The organism is Bacillus sp. 7_6_55CFAA_CT2, assembly GCF_000238655.1.
Classification (GTDB): domain Bacteria; phylum Bacillota; class Bacilli; order Bacillales; family Bacillaceae_G; genus Bacillus_A; species Bacillus_A cereus.
This window is the reverse complement of sequence record NZ_JH414708.1, coordinates 374725-398514: the sequence shown is the minus strand read 5'-3', so window position 1 is coordinate 398514 and position 23790 is coordinate 374725. Positions and strand designations below refer to the sequence as shown.

Sequence of the window (23790 nt, the reverse complement as noted above, 5' to 3'; positions counted from 1 at the left end):
TTACGATATAAAAAAAGACTGCCGTATTTCGGCAGTCTTAATCGATAAATTCAAATTCATATTCAAGAATTTTTACAATATCTCCGTCTTTCGCACCACGTGCACGAAGCGCTTCATCAATACCCATTCCGCGCATTTGACGAGCGAAACGACGTATAGATTCATCACGTGAGAAGTCTGTCATTTTGAATGTCTTCTCAATATCGTAACCAGAGATAACAAACGTGCCATCACTTTCACGTGTAATTTCAAATTTAACACCTTCAGTATCAAATTTGTACATTACACTTGTATCAGACTCATCCGCAACTTCATGTATTGGGAATTCTGGTGTTGTTTCTATTAAGTTCGCTACTTCAAACAGTAAGTCACGAACACCTTGTCTTGTTACAGCTGAGATTGGGAAGATTTTTACTTCGTCTCCCACTTTCTCTTTAAATGCTTGTAAGTTTTCTTCTGCATCTGGCATATCCATTTTGTTTGCAACAACAACTTGTGGACGCTCAGTTAAGCGAAGATTGTATTCTTTTAATTCATTATTAATCGTTACGTAATCTTCATATGGATCACGGCCTTCTAAACCAGACATATCAATAACATGCACGATTACACGTGTACGCTCAATATGACGTAAGAATTGGTGTCCAAGTCCGACGCCAGCATGTGCGCCTTCAATTAGTCCTGGAAGGTCAGCCATAACGAAGCTGCGGTTATCACCCGTTTCAACAACACCAAGATTTGGAACGATTGTTGTGAAATGATACTCTGCAATTTTCGGACGCGCTGATGATACAACAGATAATAATGTAGATTTACCTACACTTGGGAATCCAACAAGTCCAACGTCTGCTAGTACTTTAAGTTCTAGAATAACATCACGCTCTTGACCTGGTTCCCCGTTCTCAGCGATTTCTGGCGCTGGGTTCGTAGCTGTTGCAAAACGTGAGTTACCACGGCCACCGCGGCCACCTTTTGCAATTACAGCAGTTTGTCCATGCGTTACTAAATCGGCAAGAATTTGACCAGTTTTTTCATCTTTTACTACTGTTCCTGGCGGAACCTTTACAAGTAAATCTTCAGACTTACGTCCGTGCTGACCTTTACTCATTCCGTGCTGACCGCGATCAGCTTTGAAATGACGTTGGTAGCGGAAGTCCATTAATGTACGTAAGCCTTCCTCAACTACGAAAACAACATCTGCACCTTTACCACCGTCGCCACCTGCTGGGCCACCTTTTGGTACATACTTCTCACGACGATACGCAACCATACCATTACCACCGTCGCCGCCTTTTACATATATCTTAACCTGATCTACAAACATTATTTCACCACACTTTTTTCAATTGGTTGTAATATAACTGAGACTTCTTCGTCTCGCACTGTATAAGAAATGGAATACCATTTATTGTTTTGGATCGCAAGCCAATTCTGTAGTTCTTCTACACTCGTTAGCTTACCACGAAAATCAAAAAAGAAACGAGCATTATCCGCGTCACATTCAATTGTGATACAAACATAATTTTCAACATATACGTCTAAACTATGCTGAAGCATCGAGAAAAATTGATTCGTCCATGTACATACAGTCTCATCTAAGTGAGATAAGTTATGTAATTTCCCTAATACTTCGTACTCCAATAAGCACGGCTGCTGTTTCCAATTATATGTTAAAATCCACTCTGAAAATAAAGGCATTGATAGCCCCATCAGATTGGATTCTTGTCTCGCTTCTTGGACAAAACGATCGATGAGACTATGAATTTCTTCCACTTTTCCAAGGGAAAGGTTTCCTTTCACCATCTGCATACGATTGAGCCAATCATGTCTTGAATGGCGCAATGCATCTATAATTGTCCATTTTTCATTCATTTAGATACCCCTTAATATAGAAAAACTCTAACCTGCACTCAGGTTAGAGTTTTCCGTGAGTTCTTATGCTTCTTGAGCAACAGGATATACGCTCACTTGTTTGCGGTCACGACCAAGACGCTCAAAGCGTACTACGCCGTCAACTTTCGCGTATAAAGTGTCATCGCCACCACGACCAACGTTAACACCTGGATAAATTTTTGTACCGCGTTGACGGTAAAGAATTGAACCACCTGTAACCGTTTGACCATCTGCGCGTTTAGCACCAAGACGTTTTGACTGAGAGTCACGACCGTTCTTTGTACTACCTACACCTTTCTTAGATGCGAAAAACTGAAGATCTAATCTTAACATACGTTACACCTCCTGCACTTTTTCTATTAAACGGATATACTTTCCGTAATCAAGTTCGATCGTCTTAAGCGAAACAACTAATCCTTCTAAAAGCGTTTGTGCTTTTTCTGCTGTATGAACGTCTAAATCATTAGGCAATTCATACGTTAAGAATCCGCCATCACTTCCGAGTTCAATAGTTGCTTGCACATTACAAAGTTCTTCCACTGCATTTATAGAACCAAACACAACCGCTGTAGTTCCAGCACAGACAAGGTCTTGTCCATGTGGCGCATAATCGGCATGTCCAGTCATTTTAAATGATTGGATACTTCCTAATTTCGTGCGACTTATCGTAATTTTAATCATGTTAACCAGAATTAAGCGTTGATAGCTTCAACAACTAGCTTAGTGTAAGGTTGACGATGACCTTGTTTCTTACGATTGTTCTTTTTCGCTTTGTATTTGAAAACGATAATTTTCTTAGCGCGACCTTGTTTTTCAACTTTCGCAGTAACTGTTGCACCTTCTACAACTGGGCTACCAACTTTAACGTTTTCGCCACCAACGAAAAGAACTTTGTCAAAAGTAACAGTTTCACCAGCTTCAACATCTAATTTTTCAATGTAGATTGCTTGACCAGCTTCAACTTTAATTTGTTTTCCACCTGTTTCGATAATTGCGTACATACTTGCACCTCCTCTTAATTACTAAGACTCGCCAAAAACGAGGTAGACATAAATGCCTTTAGGGAACCTGTCTTGTGCGGTTGTAGCATATAGCCGTTTAGGTGCTATAAACTATAACATAAAGATGTTATCATGAATCATAGACGGTTGTCAATAAATGTTCTGCTAACTATTTTTTCCGCTCTACAATTTCTTTTTTACTTCCAAAACGAACGATAGCATACTTTTCGATATTATCATCTTTGAAATAAATTTCAAATGGAATATTTTTTGTAATTCTTTTTGCAAAAACTGTTTTTGCAGTTCTTTAGGCGCAGCGATTAATACCGCTTCATCTTCTATATTGCCATATGTGATTAGTTCTCTCTCTAACTCATACGCAATTGTTTCATGCGACATCACATAACCCGTCGCTTTGCAAGGTACACACTCTTTTAATAATACGTCCCGTAAAGAATGCTTTTTACGTTTACGTGTCATTTCCAAAATCCCTAGCTCCGTAAAGCCGAGCACCCTTGTATATGTGCGGTCATCTTGCATAGCAGCTATAAGACATTCTCTTACCTTTTCTTTATCTTCTCTTTTTTTCATATTAATAAAATCAATTAATATCATACCACCAATATCACGAAGTCTTAATTGGCGTGCAATTTCTTCAGCTGCCATCTCATTTGTGCGAAGTACTGTATCTTGTAAATTTTGTTTTCCCGTAAACTTGCCCGTATTCACATCAATTACAGTCATCGTCTCCATTTGTTCTACAATTAAATAAGCACCATTTGAAAGCCAAACAATTTTTTGAAGTGCTTTCTCAATTTCACGCTCTATTCCAAAATGGTTAAACATCGAAGACTTTTCATTATAAAAAGATACTTTTTCTTTTCCAATTTTGTCTTCTAATTCTTTTACTATACTTCTTGTATCTACAACTACTTTTTCAATGGTTTCAATTGGGTTCTCTTGAAATACACGATCTAAAAAGGTCGCCGGTCGATGAAGTAATAACGGCGCCTTTCCTTGGCCCTCTTTTCTTTTTAACTCTTCATACAACTGTTGTAACTCTTGCATTTCAGCTTGTATTTCTTCAATTGCTCCTTTTTCAGAAGCAGAACGGAAAATGTATCCCCCCGTTCCCTCTATTTCAATTTGGAGTAACTGTTGTCTTCTTTTATTATTTTTTATTTTTCGAGAAACAGCGCGCATCTCATCAAACGGCATATAAACGACATATTTCCCGGTAAATTCTATATTCGCTGTCAATTTAGGCCCTTTCGTATCAATTGCCTCTTTTACAACTTGTACGAGTATCGCTTGCCCTTCATGTATACGATAAGAAGATGGTACATCATCGTATGAAAGGTAAGCATGTTTTTCTAAACCGATGTTTACAAAAGCTGCATTCATTCCAGCAATTGTTCTTACGACACGTCCAACATAAATATGCCCAACAATCTCTTGCTCTTCATTACGTTTCCATAAAAACTCAACAATTTTTTTCTTCTCTTCAATTGCAACCCGCTTTTCCGAACCAGCGTAATTCACATATAACGTTTTCAAAATTATTTCCTCACTTTATAATCTTCTTTGCTTTTACAATAATAAAAGGTTAGTGCTATCGTCAACACTAACCGATTAATTCTTCAACTGATGAAGTTGTTCGTTTTTCAGTAAAATATGCATAGAGCAATTCATTTTCATCCAATGTGTAATGCTCTTTATATTTTCCACGGACGATAATAGAATGCTTATATCCTCTACGAAATTTTGTGAAGATCGTATATAAACGATCTTCCGTTTGCACTTCAATAGGTGCAATCTTTTCGATTCCTCTTTTGTTTCCATAATAACGTTCTAATAAAAAACGCATAAATGCATACCGTCTTTGTTTCCACTCTTGATATAATGACACTGCTAAAAATATGAGTAGTACCCACATCATAATATTGTTACTATTCCAGAGTAACTGCCATCCTAATATTACACCAAAAAAAACACATGACAATTGCATCATCTTTTCATGTGCTTGTAAATAAGGGAAACGATATGATAATACATTAAACAATACTTTCCCGCCATCTAACGGCCAAATAGGGAGTAAATTAAATGCTAAAATAATTATATTATTCCACATAAAGAAATAATATAAATCTGTATTCAGCCAACCGGCTTCGAACAACATGTAACCTACCAGCATCATCCAAACATGTTGAATCGGTCCTGCAATTACGACAACAAGTTCCTCTTTCAATGACTTATTACCATGTTCCTCAAGCTCGGCAACGCCACCAAACGGCAAAAGCTGAATTCTTTTTATACGCCAATTATAGTGTGCTGCTGCAAAAGCATGCCCAAGTTCATGAATAAGAACAATACAAAATAACAGTAGTAACTCTTTAAAACGCGCAGTAAAAATACCAATGACAATAATAACCCAAAATAATGGATGCACGGAAATTTTCGTTAAAACGTCCCTATATTTAATCAAATGATATCACCTGGATCGGATCAATAAATTTTTCATTCTTTTTTATCGCGAAATAAAACTTTCCATTTTTATCATTTGTATCATTACTTACCGTTCCAATTTTTTGTTTCTTTGAAACGTAATCATATAATTTCACTGACATATCGTTTAAGTTTGCATACCATGACTCCGTACCATCTGCATGTTGAATTTGAACTGTATTTCCAAGTTCCTCTTTCTTGCCTGCAAAAACAACTAACCCTTCATTTACTGACTCCACTTTTGCATTTGTAGCTGTTTGGACAAATACACCTTGGCCATTTTTTTGAAACCCTTGCATTACCTTTCCAGAAGCAGGAATTGCATAATCTTTTTGCTGAATACTTCCTTCTTTTTTCTCGTTCGGCGAATAGAATACGAGCGGTTTTCCAAATTGCTTTTCGTACCATTTCGCTACAGTAGCAAACTGAAATTCCTCTTTCATCACTTTTTCTGTAACAGCTTTAGCTCCATTGAATGAAGAAGGAGCATTCTTATATAAAATAGCAACCGAAAGAACTAATATTGCTGATAATAAAACTTTGAAGAAAAAGACTTCCTTTCGAAATAAAGGATGCATTTCCTTTTCTCCATCTTCAATAAATACCGCTTCACTATCAAAATTCCCTCCGTTAAAATACTGCTCTTCCTCCATCCTTTCTTGCTCGGCCTTCCTTTTTGCAATCCGCTTTTTAATTTCTTCTACGCGTCTATTCTTCATACTGTCTCCTTTCTTTCGTTAAGCTAATTTCATTAGAAACAGTTGTATACAGTTTGTACATATGTATGAGCTAAGAAAGAAAGATATTCGTGTGAAGAAAAAAGAAAGCACCTCGCATATGTGCGAAGTGCTCTTAACGGATTCCAAAGAAGTTTTTCACCTTTGCAAATACCGATACCTTTTCTTGTTCAAATGCTTGTAATGGTACATTCTCACCTAACAAGCGTCTTGCAATATTACGATAAGCCAACGCTGCTTTTCCGCTTGGTTGCAACGCCACAGGTTCACCTGTATTTGTAGCTCGAATAACTTCATCGTCATCTTCGACAACACCAAGAAGCTCGATTGACAATGTACGTACAATTTCATCAACATCTAACATATCCTGTTCATGAAGCATATGACTACGTACACGGTTAATAACAAGTTTCGGTGGTTCAATATCCTCTTTTTCTAAAAGCCCAATAATACGATCCGCATCGCGCATTGAGGATACTTCTGGAGTCGTAACAACGATTGCTTTATCCGCACCAGCTACCGCATTTTTAAATCCCTGCTCAATCCCCGCAGGACAATCGATTAATATGTAATCATAATCTTGACGTAATACTTGTATTAATTCATCCATTTGTTCAGGTGTTACCGCTGATTTATCACTCGTTTGTGCTGCAGGTAATAAATAAAGATCATCAAAACGTTTGTCTTTAATAAGAGCCTGAGGTAAACGGCAACGCCCTTCAACGACATCAACAAGATCAAATACAATACGATTTTCCAGCCCCATTACTACGTCTAAATTTCGAAGACCGATATCTGTGTCAATTAAGCACACTTTCTTTCCAGATAACGCTAGGGCCGTACCAATGTTCGCAGATGTAGTAGTTTTACCTACTCCGCCTTTTCCAGATGTAATTACTATTGCCTCTCCCACAGCTATACAATTCCCCTTTCTAACTTTGTTAAATTAGGTCTAAGATGAGTGAGAAGTTGCAGGCGATCGACAACAATGTGATTGTTCTCATTAATATACGCACATTCTGCCGCCTCCGCTCCGTCTTCTTTCTCTTCCGGAGCCCGCATTGCCACATCACTAATTCGAAGTTGCATCGGGTTCATAACAGATGCAGCGATTACAGCATCCGAATCCCCATAATACCCAGCATGTGCAATTCCTCTTAATGATCCTACGACAAAAATATTCCCCCCAGCGATAACCGTTCCGCCTGGATTAACATCTCCAATTAACAACAAATTTCCTTTTACATGTAAAACTTGTCCAGAGCGAACAATTTTGGAAATAGGGACAATTTCTGTTTCTTCTTTCCAAGCTATTGCTTCTGCTTTAGTGATAACATCACTTTCAATTGAATCCACAACAAGATTCTTTTTATTACGAATTAACGTACGAATCTCTTCTTGTTGGACTTCTGTTAAATAACGATTTCCTACTTTCACATGCACTTCAATTAGAGAGCGTCCATCACCATCGTAGTAATGTGTAGAAAGTTTTTCGTCTAATTCCACCAATAATTCTGAGAATGAACAACAATCATCTAAATGAAGCGTTATCCCATCTTTTGTCCCTTTTATCGTTACATTTTGTTGCTTTTTTTCTTCCACTAAAGTTCACCCCACCGATTCAATTCGACATAAAATTAGAAAATCCTTTTTTCTTTTTCTTCCATCGCTTTTGAAAGACGCACTATATATCGTCTCAGTGGGAAACAAACTATCAATAAGAAAATAGCATTTAACAATAAAGTAGAAAGGAGACGATCTGTGAAAAAGACATACGCTGGCATATGAGTACGTCCTAATAAAGTTAAGAATCCATACACATAATACTCTAGTGCTACAACACTAGCTAATATGATAGAAACAACAATAAATAAATTCAATTGTAGTACTTTCATCACACTATATACTAAATAAGCTAAAATCGGATAAGCAAAAATATATATCCCGACAAGTTCTGTGTATACGGTATCAAATAAGAAGCCAAATAATAGTCCGTAATAAATCCCTTGGACCGGACTATAATACACTGTAATAAAACATAATACGATTATAAAGAAATGCGGTGCTGCTATGCTGTCTTTCCAAAACACATCCGTTGGAACAACAGTAGCAAACATATTTTCAAATAGAAACACAAAAAGGAGCAAAAGAGGAAGAGCTGCTCTTTTTAATATCTTCATCATCTCTTCTTCTCCTCCTATTCTAATGGCGCTGAAGGTGTTGCACGTTTAGCAACCGTAATATGCTCTACGTCATTTAAATCAGCGGCAGGTTTTACATAAGCTGTTTTTGTTAAGCCATATGCATCCGGCTGAACTTCAACGATTTTTCCAATTACAAGACCTTTCGGGAAAATATCACCCAGTCCAGATGTTACAACTAGTTGATCTTTCTCTACCGGTGCATCAGAGCCAATCTTTGTGAAAAGAAGTAATTGCTTTTCTTTGTCATAACCTTCAATCAATCCAAAGATTTTCTCTTGCCCTTGTACAATAGCAGAAACGCGATTTGTTCGGCTCATAGAACTTAGTAATTCTACTGATGATGTAAACTGAGATACACTTTTCACTCTTCCAACTAACCCTTGTGAAGTTACTACAGCCATATCTTTTTTAATTCCTTGCTGTGCCCCTTTATCAATTCCAATTAAATCGTACCATTTATCTGGATTACGAGAAACAACAGTAGCTGGAATTTCAGTATACCCGCTATTTAACTCTTTTTTACCAGTTAGCTCTTGTAGCTTCTTGTTATCATCTTCTAATTGTTTTACTTTCCCTGATAGACCTGCATAATTATCTAATTTTGCTTTTAATTCTTTATTCTCTTCATACGTGCGCTTTACATCCTCTACATTTTCGAAGAATCCAGCTACGTATTTCGCTGGCTTTTGGAATACACGTTCTACAACACCGACAGTATCTTTAACAAACTGCTCTGGCCATGTTAAACTGTTCCGTTCTTTCAATGAGATTCCAATCAATGCCACGAGAAGAATAATACTAACCAACAAAACAATTAATCTTTTGTTTAAGAAAAACTGTGGCACGTTCACACCCTCTTAATTTCACTGATTTTTATTTTGCAATATTATCGAGCAGCAGTTTTGAAAAGATCGATATTGTCTAATGCTTTACCTGTTCCAATTGCTACGCAATCTAATGGATCTTCTGCAACAAGAACTGGCATTTTCGTTTCTTCACTAATTACTTTATCTAAATTACGTAGTAATGCCCCGCCACCTGTTAATACGATACCGCGGTCCATAATATCAGCTGCTAATTCAGGTGGAGTTTTTTCTAACGTATTTTTAACTGATTCTACAATCGCATCTACTGTATCTTTTAATGCATCTGCAATTTCTTCTGGCTGAATTAGTACTGTTTTTGGTAAACCACTTACTAAATCACGACCGCGAATTTCCATAGGCTCGATACCTTCGGGCTCGCCTGCAGAACCAATTTCTAATTTTAATGCTTCAGCTGTTCTTTCACCGATCATTAAGTTATAGCTTTTCTTAATGTACTGAATGATTGAATCGTCCATATCATCACCAGCAACACGGACTGACTGGCTTGTTACAATACCACCTAGAGAAATAATTGCAACTTCTGTTGTACCACCACCGATATCAACAACCATACTACCAGTTGGTTCCCAAACAGGTAAGTTTGCACCAATTGCTGCTGCAAATGGCTCTTCGATAGGATAAGCATCACGAGCACCCGCTTGACGAGTCGCATCGATTACTGCACGTCTTTCTACAGCTGTAATACCAGATGGTACACATACCATTACATACGGCTTACGTGAGAAGAAACCGTTTGATTTTTGAGCTTGTTGAATGTAATATTTCATCATTGTTGCAGTTGTTTCGTAATCAGCAATTACACCGTCTTTCATCGGGCGAAGTGCCACAACGTTCCCTGGTGTACGACCAATCATTTGTTTTGCGTCGCTACCTACAGCAACGATTTGTTTCGTATCAGTTTGTAACGCCACTACTGAAGGTTCACGTAAAACTACACCTTTTCCTTTTACATATACAAGCGTGTTCGCAGTTCCTAAGTCTATTCCAAGATCGCGAGTAAATCCACCAAATCCAAACATATTATTTATCTTCCTTTCTTGTTTTCACGGACTCATTTTTTCTTAATTTATATTATAAAAACAGTACGTTTTTTATATCTTTATCCTTTTTGTAGATAAATTTCTACAAAAAACTCATAAATCACATTATAAAACAAAATAAGTAAAAAGCATAGTCTTAAATATGACCTTTTTCCTTTAAACTCACGAATTTATGGTCACCTATTATAATATGATCAAGCACTTCAATTCCGATAATCTGGCCGCATTCTACTAAGCGTTTGGTTACTTCAATATCTTCACGGCTCGGCGTGGGATCTCCTGAGGGATGGTTATGAAGACATATGATAGAGGCTGCTGCACGACGGAAGGCTTCTTTAAAAACTTCCCTCGGGTGTACAATTGACGTGTTTAAGCTTCCAATAAAGATCGTTTGCCTATGTATAACTTGATTTTTTGTATTTAAATATAAACAAACAAAATGCTCTTGTTGTAAAAAACGCATTTCTTCCATCATGTATTTCGCACAATCTTCTGGACTTCGAATACTATATCTATTTTGATATTCTAAACGTACCATTCTTCTGCCTAGTTCAAAGGCTGCCATAAGTTGCGATGCCTTTGAAATCCCAATACCATGTATACTAATTAGCTCTTCTAATGTTGCATCTTTCAACATACGTAAGCCATCAAATTGGTGTAAAATTTTATCTGACAACTTTAAAACTGTTTCTTCTTTAGAACCTGTTCTGAGTAACACTGCGAGAAGCTCTCGATTTGATAAACTTCCAGCACCTTCTAACAATAAACGCTCCCGTGGCTGTTCTTCTCTTACAACATCACGAATACCGTTCATCTCTCCACCCCTTTATTTGTTCTCTCAAAGAAAACCCCATGCAATTTTACGCATGGGTTACATCAATATCAAATTGTTTTAATTCCCGAACGAGACGTGCAATTGGTAAGCCAACTACACTATAGTAGTCCCCTTGAATATTTTGAACGAAAATAGATCCTTTACCTTGAATCCCATAACTACCGGCTTTATCAAGAGGTTCTTTCGACGCGACGTATGTATCAATTTCCTCTTCTGTTAACTCCCAAAATGTAACTTCTGTACGCTCATAAAAAGTAACCGTTTTTTCTTTTGCTATAATCGCAACACCTGTATACACTTCATGTGTTTTCCCTGATAGTAATTGTAACATCTCTTTCGCCTCATCCTCATTAGAAGGCTTACCAAGAATACGCGACTCATATGTAACAATTGTATCCGCACCTAACACAATGTGATCACTATTATTTTCTGCCACCGCTGATGCTTTTTGCAAGGCAAGTGACATTACAATATCAGAAGGCGATGAATATGCACCAATTGTTTCCTCTACTTCACTTACAACGATTTCAAATGGCACACTAGCTAACTCAAGTAATTCCTTCCTCCGAGGTGATCCTGAAGCTAAAATTATTTTTCTCATATTTTCTCCTTCCTTTCTCACATGAAGCAGAACAATTTATATTAATCGTATCAAAGGAATAGTTTGCCCACAAATGAAAGAAATATTAATTTCTCTAACTAAAATAAAACTTCTTTATTGCATACGATTATATTCCCGTCATAGAGAAAGCACTTTGCTCTAAATTCAAAAGAAAAGAAAGAAGTACATGTACTTCTTTCTTACTCATTTTATTATCCTATCATTTCACTTTCTACGAAACAATTTTTTCATACGAGAGTAAACCATCAATAATAACTTGATTTAATTTCGCCAAAGATTCCTTATCCACCTTTCCATCTTTTACTGTTTGTACAGCTACCGACGTATACATATACAGTTTCTTTGCTTCTTCTCGTTTCATACTTTCCCCTTCTTTTTCAACCTTTTTCCATTCTTTTTCAATTGCTTCTATATCTTTTGGGCTGCTTTTTCCACCAACTTGTACGCTAGAAGCATATTTTGCTAAATGAGTGTATAATGGCTGCACTTTTGTTAAAAATGTCCCTACTTCTTTATCATCTTTCAGCAATGCTTTATCTGTTATATCCCAGCTCTTTTTTAAAACGGAGACACCATCATTTTTATACTTAGTCATTAATTGATTTATAGACTGTTCATCGCTAGCAATACCAACAACTATTGCATACTTATCACCGCTCGGTCTCAAAGCACCAATGCCCCCATTGCCTTTCCATTCTTCAAGAGCTGCCTGTCCCTTTTCTTCAGAAGAATAAAGCCCCCCTTGAACAAAAAATAATTTCATCGGATCCAATGACGTTCCTGTCTGTGCTTTTTGTTTTTCTTCTTTCGGTGCTGGTGTTTGTTCTGCCGTTCCACCCACCTTTGATTCTCCATTTCCAGTCGGCCTTGAAGCTGTCACTTCACTTCCTCCTGTCGTTCCTTGTCCAGTAAGTAAATGAAGCATCCCCATTCCAAACGCCGTACCGATAATGATTGCAGTTGCAACGATTACAATTAATGTATTACTCCACTTCTTTCGGTATTTTTCCACAGACATTGATTTCGCTTTTTGAAACGGAACAACATTTTTCGGTCGTTCACTTTCTACTACCATCCATTCAAATTCATCTTTCTTTTTTTCCTCATACTTCGCTTCTGTTCCATTCACTTTCACTGAGATCGTTCGTGATTGCTTGTCCATACACTCACACCTCACCTCTTATCGTTGTCCGCATCATATCATATTCATTTCATAAAAAAACGAGATATTTGTCAGAGGAATTCGCCAAATAACCCTATATATTTATCTTATATGTATGCATTTGACTTCATTTGTAGAACAAAAAAACTAGATAGCAAAGACTATCTAGTTTTTCTCGCGAATATATTTTCGTACTTCAGAAATGAAATAAAGAGAACCCGTTATGATAAAAACATCATTTTCTGCTATCATTTCAACTTTTGTATCAATTGCCTCTTTCCAATTTTCAAAAACTAATTTTGATTCTTTCTGTGAATATGATGCAAGCTTATCAGCAGAAATAGCACGATCAAAGGCGAATGTTGTAAAAATAATTTCATCTGCAATGGTTTCTAATTGGCCTACCATGTTATGTAATTGTTTATCACCAAGGGCAGTAAATAACACTATTACATTTTTATCTTTGTAATGCGCTTCTACTGTTTTCACAAGGCTTTCGATACCTTCTGGATTATGAGCACCATCTATAATAATATCCGGGTTACTTTGCAACTTTTCAAAGCGCCCAATCCAATATGCTTCCAGTAATCCCGTTCTTATTTCCTCTTCTTCAATTAAAAATGATAAATATGTTTTTACATACATTACTGCCATAAGTGCTAACGCTGCATTTCCTACTTGATGAATGCCTTTCATTGAGATTTGCAAATCTTCAAATGCGGAAAAAGGACAAGTAAAATCAAACTGTTCCCCATCTTCATTAGACTGTTTATGTAACGCTGTAAAATGCTTGCTAAGTTCGTATAAGTTTGCATGGTTTTCCTTTGCAACATTTTGAATGACTTGCAAAGCTTCTTCATCTTGTACACCAGTAATTACCGGCACGCCAGACTTAATAATCCCCGCCTTTTCATATGCAATTTCCCCTAGTGTATTTCCTAAAATATGCATATGATCGTGACCGATATTCGTAATAATCGTGAGGACAGGGTGTATAACATTGGTAGAGTCAAAACGTCCACCAAGCCCTGTTTCAAATAAAACAACATCACAGAAATTGACTTTACCGAAATAGCAAATCGCCATAACAGTAATAATTTCAAACTCTGTCGCTTCCCCTAAATCCGTTTCATCTAGTTTTTCAACGACTGGTTTTACCATCTTTACAAGTTCAGTAATCTCTTCGTCTGCAATTGGTGTTCCATTCACACTAATGCGTTCATTAAATGATTCGATGTAAGGAGAGGTAAACGTTCCTACCTTATATTTCGCGCCTTCTAACATGTAACGCATATATGTTAACGTTGAACCTTTTCCATTTGTACCAGCAAGATGAACACATTTTATATGACGCTCTGGATTTCCAAGTTCTTCTAACATCCATCTCATTCTTTCTAATCCTGGCTTAATTCCAAATTTCAATCGGCTATGGATCCACCCTATCGCTTCTTCGTATGTATGTATCACGTATATTTTTCCCCTTTCAAAAGACAACTTTCATAGTTCTATTATACGCAAAGAAAAGAGACTCACCAATATAGTGAGTCTCTAAAAACATTTTTACTTTTCAAGATCTGCTAGACGTTGACGAACTGCTTCGCGTTTTTCTAGGTAATCTTGCTCTTTCGCACGCTCTCCTTCAATAACCGCTGCAGGAGCTTTCGCTACGAAACCTTGGTTAGAAAGTTTCTTCTGTACACGTTCTACTTCTTTATCGAACTTCTCAAGTTCTTTCTCAAGACGAGCTCTCTCTTCATCAAGATTGATAAGATCAGCTAACGGTAAGAATAACTCTGCACCTGATACGATTGCAGTCATTGCTTTTTCTGGCGCTTGTAAGTCCGTTTGAATTGTTAATTCGCTTGGGTTACAGAAACGCTCAATGTAAGAGCTGTTTTTCGTAAGTTGAGCAAGTACAGCCTCATCTTTTGCTTTAATTTGCATTTGAACTTTTTTGCTCATTGGCGTATTTACTTCTGCACGGATGTTACGAACAGAGCGAATGATATCAACTAGAAGATGCATTTCTGCCGCAGCTTCCGTATCTTGTAAATCTTCGCGAACTGTTGGCCACGCAGCTACTGTAATAGACTCGCCTTCATGCGGTAAATGTTGCCAAATTTTCTCTGTTACGAATGGCATGAATGGGTGTAATAGACGCATTGTTTGATCTAATACGTAAGCTAAAATAGAACGAGTTGTTTTCTTAGCTGCTTCATCTTCACCGTATAGTGGAAGTTTCGCCATTTCAATATACCAATCACAGAAATCGTCCCAAATGAAGTTGTATAATGAACGACCAGCTTCACCGAACTCATATTTATCCATGTTACGTGTTACGCTTTCGATTGTTTCGTTTAAGCGAGTTAAGATCCACTTATCTGCTACTGATTTTTCACCAGTTAAATCGATTTCTTCATACTTCATATCATCCATGTTCATTAATACGAAACGTGATGCGTTCCAAATTTTATTAATGAAGTTCCAAGTAGATTCTACTTTTTCCATGCTGAAACGTAAATCTTGACCTGGTGCACTTCCTGTTGATAAGAAGAAACGCATTGCATCTGCACCGTACTTCTCGATAACATCCATTGGATCAATACCGTTACCAAGAGATTTACTCATTTTACGACCTTGCTCATCACGAACTAAACCGTGAATTAATACATCTTTAAATGGACGCTCTCCTGTAAACTCTAAACCTTGGAAAATCATACGAGATACCCAGAAGAAGATGATATCATAACCCGTTACTAGTGCATCTGTTGAATAGTAACGTTTGAAGTCTGCTGAATCTTCATTTGGCCAACCAAGTGTTGAAAATGGCCATAACGCTGAACTGAACCATGTATCAAGTACGTCATTATCTTGATTCCAGTTTTCAATATCTGCTGGTGCTTCTGTACCTACGTATACTTCACCAGTTTCTTTATGGTACCAAGCTGGAATACGGTGTCCCCACCATAATTGACGAGAAATACACCAGTCATGAATATTTTCCATCCAGCGTAAATATGTGTTTTCAAAACGCTCTGGTACGAACGTTACTTTTTCTTCTTCTTTTTGTTGAAGCGCTACTGCTTTTTCAGCAAGTGGAGCCATTTTTACGAACCATTGTGTTGATAAATAAGGCTCAACAACTGCACCGCTACGCTCACTATGACCTACTGAATGCATATGTGGCTCGATTTCTACTAATACGCCAGCTTCTTGTAAGTCTTTCACTAATTCTTTACGGCATTCGAAACGATCCATACCGTTATACTTACCAGCTTTTTCGTTCATTGTTCCATCTTCGTTCATTACTAAAATGCGTGGTAAGTCATGACGGTTACCTACTTCAAAGTCATTCGGGTCATGAGCTGGTGTAATTTTTACAACGCCCGTTCCGAAATCTTTTTCTACGTACTCATCAGCAATAATCGGAATCTCACGGCCTACGATTGGAAGTGTAACTGTTTTTCCGATTAAATGTTTGTAACGATCGTCTTCGGGATGAACTGCTACTGCTGTATCACCAAGCATCGTTTCTGGACGAGTTGTCGCAAGACGAATGTGACCAGAACCATCTGTTAACGGATAGTTCATATGGTAGAATGCACCTTGAACTTCTTTATGAATTACTTCAATATCAGAAAGAGCTGTGCGTGTTGCTGGATCCCAGTTGATGATATATTCACCACGGTAAATTAAGCCTTTTTCGTATAATTGAACGAATACTTTATTAACCGCATCTGATAAACCTTTGTCTAATGTGAAGCGTTCACGAGAATAGTCTAGTCCTAAACCAACTTTTCCCCATTGTTGACGAATGTGAGAAGCGTATTCTTCTTTCCACTCCCAAGCTTTTTCAAGGAATTTTTCACGGCCAAGATCGTAACGTGAAATACCTTCTTCACGAAGTTTTCCTTCTACTTTCGCTTGTGTTGCGATACCAGCATGGTCCATTCCTGGAAGCCATAGCACATCGTATCCTTGCATACGCTTCGTACGAGTTAAAATATCTTGAAGAGTTGTATCCCAAGCATGACCTAAGTGTAACTTACCAGTTACGTTCGGAGGTGGAATTACAATTGTATATGGCTGTTTCTTCTCGTCTCCTGTTGCTTCAAAATATTTGCCTTCAAGCCACCATTGATAAAGGCCTTCTTCAACGGACATATGATCATATTTAGTTGGTAAATTCTTTTCCGTGTTTGACATTATTTTCCCTCCTTAAAATAAAAAATGTCCCTCATCCAAAAAGGACGAGGGACATCGCGGTACCACCTTTATTTACAAACAAATTCATAATTTGCTTATACTCTTAATTTGATAACGGACAAATCCGTCTTTTCCTAATAAGAACTATTCCGTTCAGAAAAGATGCTCCAGGGCTACCTTCTAACATAACTATCTAGAGAATCTCCCAGCTAATGATTCTCCTCTCTGAAGACGTTTCATGTTATACTCTTCCCCTTCAAGGCATTTATATGATTGTTAATTATTATATACAATAGTGTAAAAAACGAAACCTTATTCGTCAAGATAAATTTAAAACTACAGCTTTTCGTGCAAAAAAAAGAAGATAAGTAGAATCCTCTACTTATCTTCTTTCCCCCGCTATTTGCGGGCAGTAAGACCTCCACCTCAAAACTCAACTGAAGCAAAGAAGTTAGATGGGAGCCCTGGTGCCCGTAAACGCCCAATTGGTGAAGGCTAATCATCAGCGGGGAATGCCTTTACTTTATCCGTTCCCTTGCTGGGCAGCTTGTAATTGTGACAGGAAATATTCTATATTGCTAACGAGCCAATGCGATTGTTGCAAACTCTTTACTCCGCGCAGTTCATTTTCCTCGTTGCGATTATCTCTTCTTTTCTTATAGGACTGGATTTGCCGAATAAATTGCGATGGATACGTCATATACGCAAACATAAGTAGTTGCTCTTCTTTCGTAAAAGGGAAATTTTTTTGATACATTTGAAACCATTCAAACCGATCACTTCTTGCGATTGGATATGTGTTTAAAGACCGTGAATAAAAACCTACTATATCTTGCACAGGCGTTGCAAACTTCGATTTTTCTAAACTAATAAAATAGCCATTCCGCTCATAGTCAAATAAAAAATGATTAAGTGACACATTACCATGCACAAAAGTAATACGCGTTTTCTCTTTTTCTTTCATCGCATCGTTCCACTCATTTAATTGCTTCGTTGCAAATTCACGCGCTCTCATTACATGATGATAGTACGTACAATATTGCAATTCAAACGGGGACATATACCATTTTGATTCAGATTCTACGAGAAACTCTTCTAACATCTCACCATCATTTTCCCAACGATCGGATATACTTGTATAATGTTTTTCTAAATCTTCTTCCGTATACGTTTCTTCCTTCACAGTTTTTTGATGCAACGTTCCAAGTGTCTGAAACATTTTATGGTATTGATCATTGTCCTCACCGTTTCCTTCTGCACGTTCTAACCAAGGCATTAAATAATAATTATACGTCCCGTCACTTAAAATATAACTTCCATCCGTCGCATGATATATAGGTACATAATTTGAAAAACCTTTCTCCTTCAAATATTGAATATGATGCAGAAAGTTATTCCGCTCTAACTTTCTGCCTTCTATTTTCTTGAGTGCATATGGACCTTGATTCGTATAAATTTTCATTACATTTCCGTGCTCTTCCATATGCTGCGTATCCAATCTATATTGCCTCACAATAGGTTCATAGTGATTTCGCAACTCAATATCCATACGAATAACCCTTTCTATTCAAAACATAGCCTCTAAGAAAGGAAGTGAGTGAAAACACTCACTTCCTTATTTCGTCTTTACCCTTGAAACGGGAATATAAATAATTTGCCCCGTATTTAAAAATATATCTTCTGTTTGATTGACACGGTATAAATTTTGTACAGACGTTTCATAACGGTCTGCAATAGATTCAATTGTATCCCCTTCTTGCACGAAATACATTCTTAACTTTGTAAATTCTTCTTCCGGTTCTTTCGTAAATAGTTTTGTTAAATAAAGCGCATTTTCATCTCGCTGTGAGTACTCTTCTTCTTGTTCTTCCTGCTTTTTCGCTTTTTCTTTCTTGAAATCTTTTCGTCCGAACAGTTCAAATTGCGGCGTTGTTTCTTGCTCCTCTTCACGTTCCACAAATTCATGTTCTTCTATTTTCTCTTCTTCTAATTCCTGCTCTTTTCTTTCCTCTAATTGGAACGGTTCAAATGCGTAATCTTCCCACTCATCTGATTCCTTATATGCTGGTTCTTCTACATGCGGCGCCGGTCTATTTTCATCCTCTTGCGCTGAATCTTCTTCTAACTCAGCATACACCGTTTCTTCCTCTTCAACTTCATCCTCGCCTCTCTCTTCATCACACAAACCGGTAATAGATATATCCGCTAATAATTGTAAGCAACCATTTTCCTTTAATTCATAATCAAATTCCTCGATTGATACATATAGCTCTTCAATTACTTTCACTCGATTTCTCGGAATTGATATTTCAAGTGGAAAGGAATGAACAAGTTCATTAACCCCATCTTCTCTTGTTTCTACATAATCAATTGACTTTGCTGGCGATAGTTCTCTTAATGAATACGCCGAATCATCTTTTCGTGCAACATACTCTCCGGTTAAATCTAATTGTCCTCTCACGATTACTTCATGATCAAGCTCTTCTATCTCAACGTCTGGATCTAACGAAATTGACAAAAGTTCTTCGACTTCCTGTCCTTTTTGGAACCACACAGATTCTTTTAATGAAAATCGTAATGAATGATCTGCAGCCACTTCTTTTCCCCCTCCCAAACTATATGTCATTACAGATTTATGTGCAGAAAGCTTACTTTATGAATAAAAAAAATCGCTCCCCTTATGGAGAGCGATTTTCTCTAATACATTACGCTTTTAATTTTGACATTGCAATTTCAGCTGCTGCAATCGTCGCTTCAATATCTGCATCACTATGTGCTGTCGATAAGAATAAACCTTCGAATTGAGATGGCGGTAAGAATACACCTTGTTCTACCATTTCACGATAGTAAGCCGCAAAGAATTCTAAGTTTGAAGATTTTGCTGCATCGTAATTAATAACGGGTTCATCTGTAAAGAAAATACCAATCATAGAGCCTGCACGGTTAATATGGTGCGGAATGCCATGTTTTTCAGCTGCTTTACGTAATCCAGCTTCTAACATTTCAGCTTTACGCTCAAATTCTACATATGATTCTGGCGTTAACTGTACTAACGTTTCATAACCTGCCGCCATTGCAAGTGGGTTACCTGATAAAGTACCAGCTTGGTAAATCGGTCCGCTTGGCGCAACTTGGCGCATAATTTCCGCTTTACCACCGTATGCTCCTACCGGTAAACCACCACCGATTACTTTACCTAAGCATGTTAAATCAGGCGTTACGCCATAATAACCTTGGCCACAATTATAAGCTACTCGGAACCCTGTCATTACTTCATCAAAAATAAGCAATGCACCGTTTTGTTCTGTTACTTCACGAAGACCTTCTAAAAATCCAGGCTGCGGAGGAACAACCCCCATATTTCCTGCTACTGGTTCTACAATTACACAAGCAATATCATCACCGAATTGTTCAAACGCGTATTTTACGCTTTCTAAATCGTTATAAGCTACTGTAATCGTATTTTTCGCTACACCTTCTGGTACACCAGGACTATCTGGTAAACCTAAAGTCGCCACACCAGAACCAGCTTTAATTAATAACGAATCACCATGACCGTGGTAACAACCGATAAATTTCAAGATTTTATTACGACCTGTATAACCACGAGCTAAACGTAGTGCACTCATTGTCGCTTCCGTTCCAGAGTTAACCATACGCACAATCTCAATTGATGGCACGCGCTCAATAACAAGTTTTGCTAATTTATTTTCAATTTCTGTTGGTGCACCGAAGCTTGTACCTCTTTCAGCAACAGATTTTAACGCTTCTACAACACGATCATTTGCATGACCATGAATTAAAGGACCCCATGATAATACGTAGTCGATGTATTCATTCCCATCGATATCATATACTTTAGAGCCTTTTCCACGCTCCATAAACAACGGATTCATCCCAACAGACTTAAAGGCACGAACCGGGCTATTTACGCCACCAGGCATTAAGTCTTGCGCCTCTTCAAACGCTGCAATTGACTTATCAAACTTTTTCATTATTTAGCGCCTCCTTCTTGTAACCATCTTGCTGCATCTTTTGCATGATACGTAATAATTAAATCTGCTCCTGCACGTTTCATACTAATTAATTTTTCAAGAACAACTTCTTTTTCATTAATCCAACCATTTTGCGCTGCCGCTTTAATCATCGAATATTCACCACTTACATTATAAGCGACAACTGGTAAATTAAAGTTATTTTTCACATCACGAACGATATCTAAGTAAGAAAGAGCTGGTTTTACGATTAAGAAATCTGCACCTTCCATTACATCTGATTCTGCTTCACGGAATGCTTCCATACGGTTTGCCGGATCCATTTGATATGTTTTACGGTCACCAAATTGCGGTGCACCGTGCGCAGCATCACGGAATGGTCCATAAAATGCTGATGAATATTTCACAGCGTACGACATAACTGGCACGTGTCCAAAACCATTTTCGTCTAATGCATGGCGAATTGCTGTTACAAAGCCGTCCATCATGTTTGATGGCGCAATAATGTCCGCTCCTGCTTTTGCTTGACTTACAGCTGTTTTCGCAAGAACTGCAAGAGACTCGTCATTTAAAATAATACCATCTTCAATTACACCGCAATGACCATGGCTTGTAAATTGACATAAACATGTGTCTGCAACTACTACTAGCTCAGGGAAATCACCTTTAATTTGCTGAATAGCACGTTGTACAATTCCATGATCACAATATGCTGATGATCCAACTTCATCCTTTTCAGCAGGTAAACCAAATACAATAACAGAACGAATACCTAAATCAACAACTTCTTGCATTTCAGCTTGCAATAAATCTAAAGACATTTGATATACGCCTGGCATAGAAGGAACTTCATTACGAACATTTTCACCTTCTAATACAAAAATAGGGTAAATAAAATCTTCCGTATGTAAAAACGTTTCACGCACAAGCGCACGCATGCCCCCGCTTTGTCTTAAACGACGATGACGATTAAATTGTAAAGAGTTCATAGATTTCTATCCCCATTCTTTCATTTTATAGATTCACAAACACATTGTAGTAATGCTTCTACAGTGTACTCTTTCGGCACAATAACAGACGGAAAATAAAGACTTGCCTCTTTTTCCGTAATAGGTCCTATACAAGCAATTGTACATTTTTTTGTCCATTCTCTCCAGTTTGTACCCTCAAGTAAACGAACAAAACTAGTAACAGTTGAAGGGCTCGTAAATGTAATAATGTCTACTTTCCCTAACTTCAATGCCGCTATAAGCTCTTGCTTTTTTTCTATATTCACTTTCGTACCGTATACGGTTAGCTCATCTAGAGAAACACCAATTTCCCGAAGTGCAACCGGAATTACCTCTCTTGCTAAATTCCCTTTCGGAAATAAAATACGTTCATTTCCACTTAATTCTTTTAGAAACTCTTCTGCAAATGCTTCTGCAACAAATGAAGTCGGAACAAAATGAACTTGATAGCCCCTTTTTTCTAACTCTAATTTTGTTTTCACACCTACCGCAGCGATTTTAATGGTTAGTGGTAGTTTCTTTTTTAAACTATCTAGAAAAAAAGCTACACCATTTCTGCTCGTAAAAATAACCCAGTCGTATGAATGTAGCTGCTCTTCAATATGTTGAATTTGCCTATGAGACATACCTTCCATACGCAAAAGCGGAATTTCCAATGGAATTCCGCTCTTTTCTTTCACTGCTACACTCATTTGTTTCGCTTGATGCTGGGCACGTGTAATCAATACCGTTTTTCCAGCGAGAGCGTTCATATTTATTGTTGCTCCTTATTTGCAGCAAGAATGAGTTCTTGGGCGCCTTGCTTAATTAAACGGTCCGCGGCCTCTAATCCTACTTCCTCAGGATTAGTACCCACTACTGTCTCTTTTAATAAAACAGAGCCATCCATAGAGCCAACAAGAGCTGTTAATTCGATTGCATCGTTCTCTGTAAGGGTTGCATATCCAGCAATTGGAACTTGGCATCCACCTTCAAGTTTATGAAGAAATACTCGCTCCGCTGCCACTGTTCTTTCTGTTATCGTATCATTAATATGCGCTAACAATTGCAATAAATCCTTATCATCCTCACGACACTCAATCGCTAATGCACCTTGTCCTACAGCAGGTACACATAACGTTTCATCTAAATGTTCTGTAATAACTTCATCATCCCAGCCCATTCTTTGTAATCCAGCTGTCGCTAAAATAATCGCATCGTAATCTTCTTCTTTTAATTTACGTAAACGTGTATCGATATTCCCGCGAATCCACTTAACTTGTAAATCTGGTCTCGCAGCGAGTAGCTGTGCACTACGTCTTAAACTACTCGTACCTAAAATAGCACCTTCCGCTAACTCTTTAAACGATGCTCCATTTTTTGAGATAAAAGCATCACGAGGGTCAACACGCTTTGGTGTACAACCAATCATTAAACCTTCTGGAAGTACGGCTGGCATATCTTTCATACTATGTACAGCCATATCGATTTCTTTCGTAAGTAGCGCGTGTTCAATCTCTTTTACAAACAAGCCTTTGCCGCCTACTTTTGAAAGAGTAACATCTAAAATAACATCACCTTTTGTGACAATTTCTTTCACTTCAAATTCATATGGTAGACCTAGGGCTTTTAACTGATCAATAAACCAGTTTGTTTGCGTTAATGCTAGTTTACTCTTTCGTGATCCTACAATAATTTTGCGCATAATTCTCTC

The 23790-nt window shown here is 37.6% G+C and carries 23 protein-coding genes, 1 pseudogene and 2 other annotated features; all 24 genes and pseudogenes read right to left on the bottom strand.

Translation table 11 applies throughout. From position 1 onward, the window contains the following. Positions 1-37: 37 nt before the first annotated feature. Positions 38-1324, bottom strand: coding sequence for a GTPase ObgE (gene obgE, locus HMPREF1014_RS02205; RefSeq protein WP_000497127.1), 1287 nt, complete (start codon positions 1322-1324; stop codon positions 38-40). Then, entirely contained in the window at positions 1324-1872 is a 549-nt protein-coding gene (locus tag HMPREF1014_RS02200; RefSeq protein WP_001003583.1) for a sporulation initiation phosphotransferase B, read from the bottom strand. The genes obgE and HMPREF1014_RS02200 overlap by 1 nt, the downstream gene beginning before the upstream one ends. A gap of 63 nt (positions 1873-1935) precedes the next feature. After that, a complete protein-coding gene (gene rpmA, locus HMPREF1014_RS02195) occupies positions 1936-2226 on the bottom strand; it encodes a 50S ribosomal protein L27 (protein WP_000944958.1) in 291 nt (96 codons plus the stop codon). A 3-nt stretch (positions 2227-2229) separates the two neighbouring features. Beyond that, a complete protein-coding gene (locus tag HMPREF1014_RS02190; RefSeq protein WP_002001054.1) occupies positions 2230-2574 on the bottom strand; it encodes a ribosomal-processing cysteine protease Prp in 345 nt (114 codons plus the stop codon). A gap of 11 nt (positions 2575-2585) precedes the next feature. Further along, the gene (gene rplU / locus HMPREF1014_RS02185; RefSeq protein WP_000270907.1) at positions 2586-2894 is read right to left on the bottom strand and encodes a 50S ribosomal protein L21; all 309 of its coding nucleotides are present in this window, start codon (positions 2892-2894) and stop codon (positions 2586-2588) included. Between the two features lie 14 nt (positions 2895-2908). Then, positions 2909-2986, bottom strand: a sequence feature (ribosomal protein L21 leader region). Between the two features lie 77 nt (positions 2987-3063). Next, positions 3064-4451 (bottom strand): annotated as a pseudogene (locus HMPREF1014_RS02180) (Rne/Rng family ribonuclease). 67 nt (positions 4452-4518) lie between these two features. Next, positions 4519-5379: a stage IV sporulation intramembrane metalloprotease SpoIVFB gene (gene spoIVFB, locus HMPREF1014_RS02175; RefSeq protein ID WP_000599054.1), complete on the bottom strand. Its 861-nt coding sequence runs from the start codon at positions 5377-5379 to the stop codon at positions 4519-4521. Continuing rightward, a complete protein-coding gene (gene spoIVFA, locus HMPREF1014_RS02170) occupies positions 5372-6118 on the bottom strand; it encodes a stage IV sporulation protein SpoIVFA (protein ID WP_000797471.1) in 747 nt (248 codons plus the stop codon). The genes spoIVFB and spoIVFA overlap by 8 nt, the downstream gene beginning before the upstream one ends. A 133-nt stretch (positions 6119-6251) precedes the next feature. Next, positions 6252-7049, bottom strand: a complete 798-nt coding sequence (minD, locus tag HMPREF1014_RS02165; protein WP_000503309.1) for a septum site-determining protein MinD — start codon at positions 7047-7049, stop codon at positions 6252-6254. Positions 7050-7051: 2 nt separating this feature from the next. Next, on the bottom strand, positions 7052-7738 hold the full coding sequence (gene minC / locus HMPREF1014_RS02160; protein WP_000391525.1) for a septum site-determining protein MinC: 687 nt from the start codon (positions 7736-7738) through the stop codon (positions 7052-7054). Between the two features lie 35 nt (positions 7739-7773). Then, a complete protein-coding gene (gene mreD, locus HMPREF1014_RS02155) occupies positions 7774-8319 on the bottom strand; it encodes a rod shape-determining protein MreD (protein WP_000975766.1) in 546 nt (181 codons plus the stop codon). A gap of 14 nt (positions 8320-8333) precedes the next feature. Continuing rightward, positions 8334-9185, bottom strand: a complete 852-nt coding sequence (mreC, locus tag HMPREF1014_RS02150; RefSeq protein ID WP_001135488.1) for a rod shape-determining protein MreC — start codon at positions 9183-9185, stop codon at positions 8334-8336. A gap of 41 nt (positions 9186-9226) precedes the next feature. Beyond that, positions 9227-10246, bottom strand: coding sequence for a cell shape-determining protein MreB (gene mreB / locus HMPREF1014_RS02145; protein WP_000466736.1), 1020 nt, complete (start codon positions 10244-10246; stop codon positions 9227-9229). A gap of 157 nt (positions 10247-10403) precedes the next feature. Next, positions 10404-11081, bottom strand: a complete 678-nt coding sequence (gene radC / locus HMPREF1014_RS02140) for a DNA repair protein RadC (RefSeq protein WP_001013391.1) — start codon at positions 11079-11081, stop codon at positions 10404-10406. 46 nt (positions 11082-11127) lie between these two features. Beyond that, on the bottom strand, positions 11128-11703 hold the full coding sequence (locus HMPREF1014_RS02135) for a Maf family protein (protein WP_001226291.1): 576 nt from the start codon (positions 11701-11703) through the stop codon (positions 11128-11130). Positions 11704-11935: 232 nt separating this feature from the next. Further along, entirely contained in the window at positions 11936-12886 is a 951-nt protein-coding gene (locus HMPREF1014_RS02130; RefSeq protein ID WP_000361012.1) for a hypothetical protein, read from the bottom strand. Between the two features lie 165 nt (positions 12887-13051). Beyond that, positions 13052-14353 (bottom strand): bifunctional folylpolyglutamate synthase/dihydrofolate synthase, encoded by a 1302-nt coding sequence (locus HMPREF1014_RS02125; protein WP_000582068.1) that lies wholly within the window; start codon positions 14351-14353, stop codon positions 13052-13054. A 93-nt stretch (positions 14354-14446) separates the two neighbouring features. After that, positions 14447-17092 carry a valine--tRNA ligase gene (locus tag HMPREF1014_RS02120; RefSeq protein WP_000072250.1) on the bottom strand — a complete coding sequence of 882 codons (2646 nt, stop codon included), beginning with the start codon at positions 17090-17092 and terminating at the stop codon, positions 14447-14449. A gap of 37 nt (positions 17093-17129) precedes the next feature. Then, positions 17130-17361, bottom strand: a binding site (T-box leader). 254 nt (positions 17362-17615) lie between these two features. After that, on the bottom strand, positions 17616-18641 hold the full coding sequence (gene ysxE / locus HMPREF1014_RS02115) for a spore coat protein YsxE (RefSeq protein ID WP_000350658.1): 1026 nt from the start codon (positions 18639-18641) through the stop codon (positions 17616-17618). 66 nt (positions 18642-18707) lie between these two features. Then, positions 18708-19718, bottom strand: a complete 1011-nt coding sequence (gene spoVID / locus HMPREF1014_RS02110) for a stage VI sporulation protein D (RefSeq protein ID WP_128267123.1) — start codon at positions 19716-19718, stop codon at positions 18708-18710. A gap of 79 nt (positions 19719-19797) precedes the next feature. Beyond that, positions 19798-21087, bottom strand: a complete 1290-nt coding sequence (gene hemL, locus HMPREF1014_RS02105; protein ID WP_000712943.1) for a glutamate-1-semialdehyde 2,1-aminomutase — start codon at positions 21085-21087, stop codon at positions 19798-19800. After that, on the bottom strand, positions 21087-22076 hold the full coding sequence (gene hemB / locus HMPREF1014_RS02100; RefSeq protein ID WP_001087065.1) for a porphobilinogen synthase: 990 nt from the start codon (positions 22074-22076) through the stop codon (positions 21087-21089). Before hemB ends, hemL begins: the two co-directional genes overlap by 1 nt. A gap of 20 nt (positions 22077-22096) precedes the next feature. Further along, positions 22097-22849: a uroporphyrinogen-III synthase gene (hemD, locus tag HMPREF1014_RS02095; RefSeq protein WP_000992348.1), complete on the bottom strand. Its 753-nt coding sequence runs from the start codon at positions 22847-22849 to the stop codon at positions 22097-22099. 2 nt (positions 22850-22851) lie between these two features. Then, a complete protein-coding gene (gene hemC, locus HMPREF1014_RS02090) occupies positions 22852-23781 on the bottom strand; it encodes a hydroxymethylbilane synthase (protein ID WP_001226402.1) in 930 nt (309 codons plus the stop codon). Positions 23782-23790 lie beyond the last annotated feature (9 nt).

Coding starts and splice junctions, on each gene's coding strand:
- HMPREF1014_RS02135 (WP_001226291.1), bottom strand. CDS start 11,703: ATGAGAAAAATAATTTTAGCTTCAGGATCACCTCGGAGGAAGGAATTA.
- mreD (WP_000975766.1), bottom strand. CDS start 8,319: ATGATGAAGATATTAAAAAGAGCAGCTCTTCCTCTTTTGCTCCTTTTT.
- spoVID (WP_128267123.1), bottom strand. CDS start 19,718: ATGACATATAGTTTGGGAGGGGGAAAAGAAGTGGCTGCAGATCATTCA.
- HMPREF1014_RS02200 (WP_001003583.1), bottom strand. CDS start 1,872: ATGAATGAAAAATGGACAATTATAGATGCATTGCGCCATTCAAGACAT.
- obgE (WP_000497127.1), bottom strand. CDS start 1,324: ATGTTTGTAGATCAGGTTAAGATATATGTAAAAGGCGGCGACGGTGGT.
- HMPREF1014_RS02190 (WP_002001054.1), bottom strand. CDS start 2,574: ATGATTAAAATTACGATAAGTCGCACGAAATTAGGAAGTATCCAATCA.
- HMPREF1014_RS02120 (WP_000072250.1), bottom strand. CDS start 17,092: ATGTCAAACACGGAAAAGAATTTACCAACTAAATATGATCATATGTCC.
- spoIVFA (WP_000797471.1), bottom strand. CDS start 6,118: ATGAAGAATAGACGCGTAGAAGAAATTAAAAAGCGGATTGCAAAAAGG.
- rpmA (WP_000944958.1), bottom strand. CDS start 2,226: ATGTTAAGATTAGATCTTCAGTTTTTCGCATCTAAGAAAGGTGTAGGT.
- hemD (WP_000992348.1), bottom strand. CDS start 22,849: ATGAACGCTCTCGCTGGAAAAACGGTATTGATTACACGTGCCCAGCAT.
- ysxE (WP_000350658.1), bottom strand. CDS start 18,641: ATGGATATTGAGTTGCGAAATCACTATGAACCTATTGTGAGGCAATAT.
- hemB (WP_001087065.1), bottom strand. CDS start 22,076: ATGAACTCTTTACAATTTAATCGTCATCGTCGTTTAAGACAAAGCGGG.
- mreB (WP_000466736.1), bottom strand. CDS start 10,246: ATGTTTGGATTTGGTGGATTTACTCGCGATCTTGGAATAGACTTAGGA.
- radC (WP_001013391.1), bottom strand. CDS start 11,081: ATGAACGGTATTCGTGATGTTGTAAGAGAAGAACAGCCACGGGAGCGT.
- HMPREF1014_RS02130 (WP_000361012.1), bottom strand. CDS start 12,886: ATGGACAAGCAATCACGAACGATCTCAGTGAAAGTGAATGGAACAGAA.
- hemL (WP_000712943.1), bottom strand. CDS start 21,087: ATGAAAAAGTTTGATAAGTCAATTGCAGCGTTTGAAGAGGCGCAAGAC.
- rplU (WP_000270907.1), bottom strand. CDS start 2,894: ATGTACGCAATTATCGAAACAGGTGGAAAACAAATTAAAGTTGAAGCT.
- hemC (WP_001226402.1), bottom strand. CDS start 23,781: ATGCGCAAAATTATTGTAGGATCACGAAAGAGTAAACTAGCATTAACG.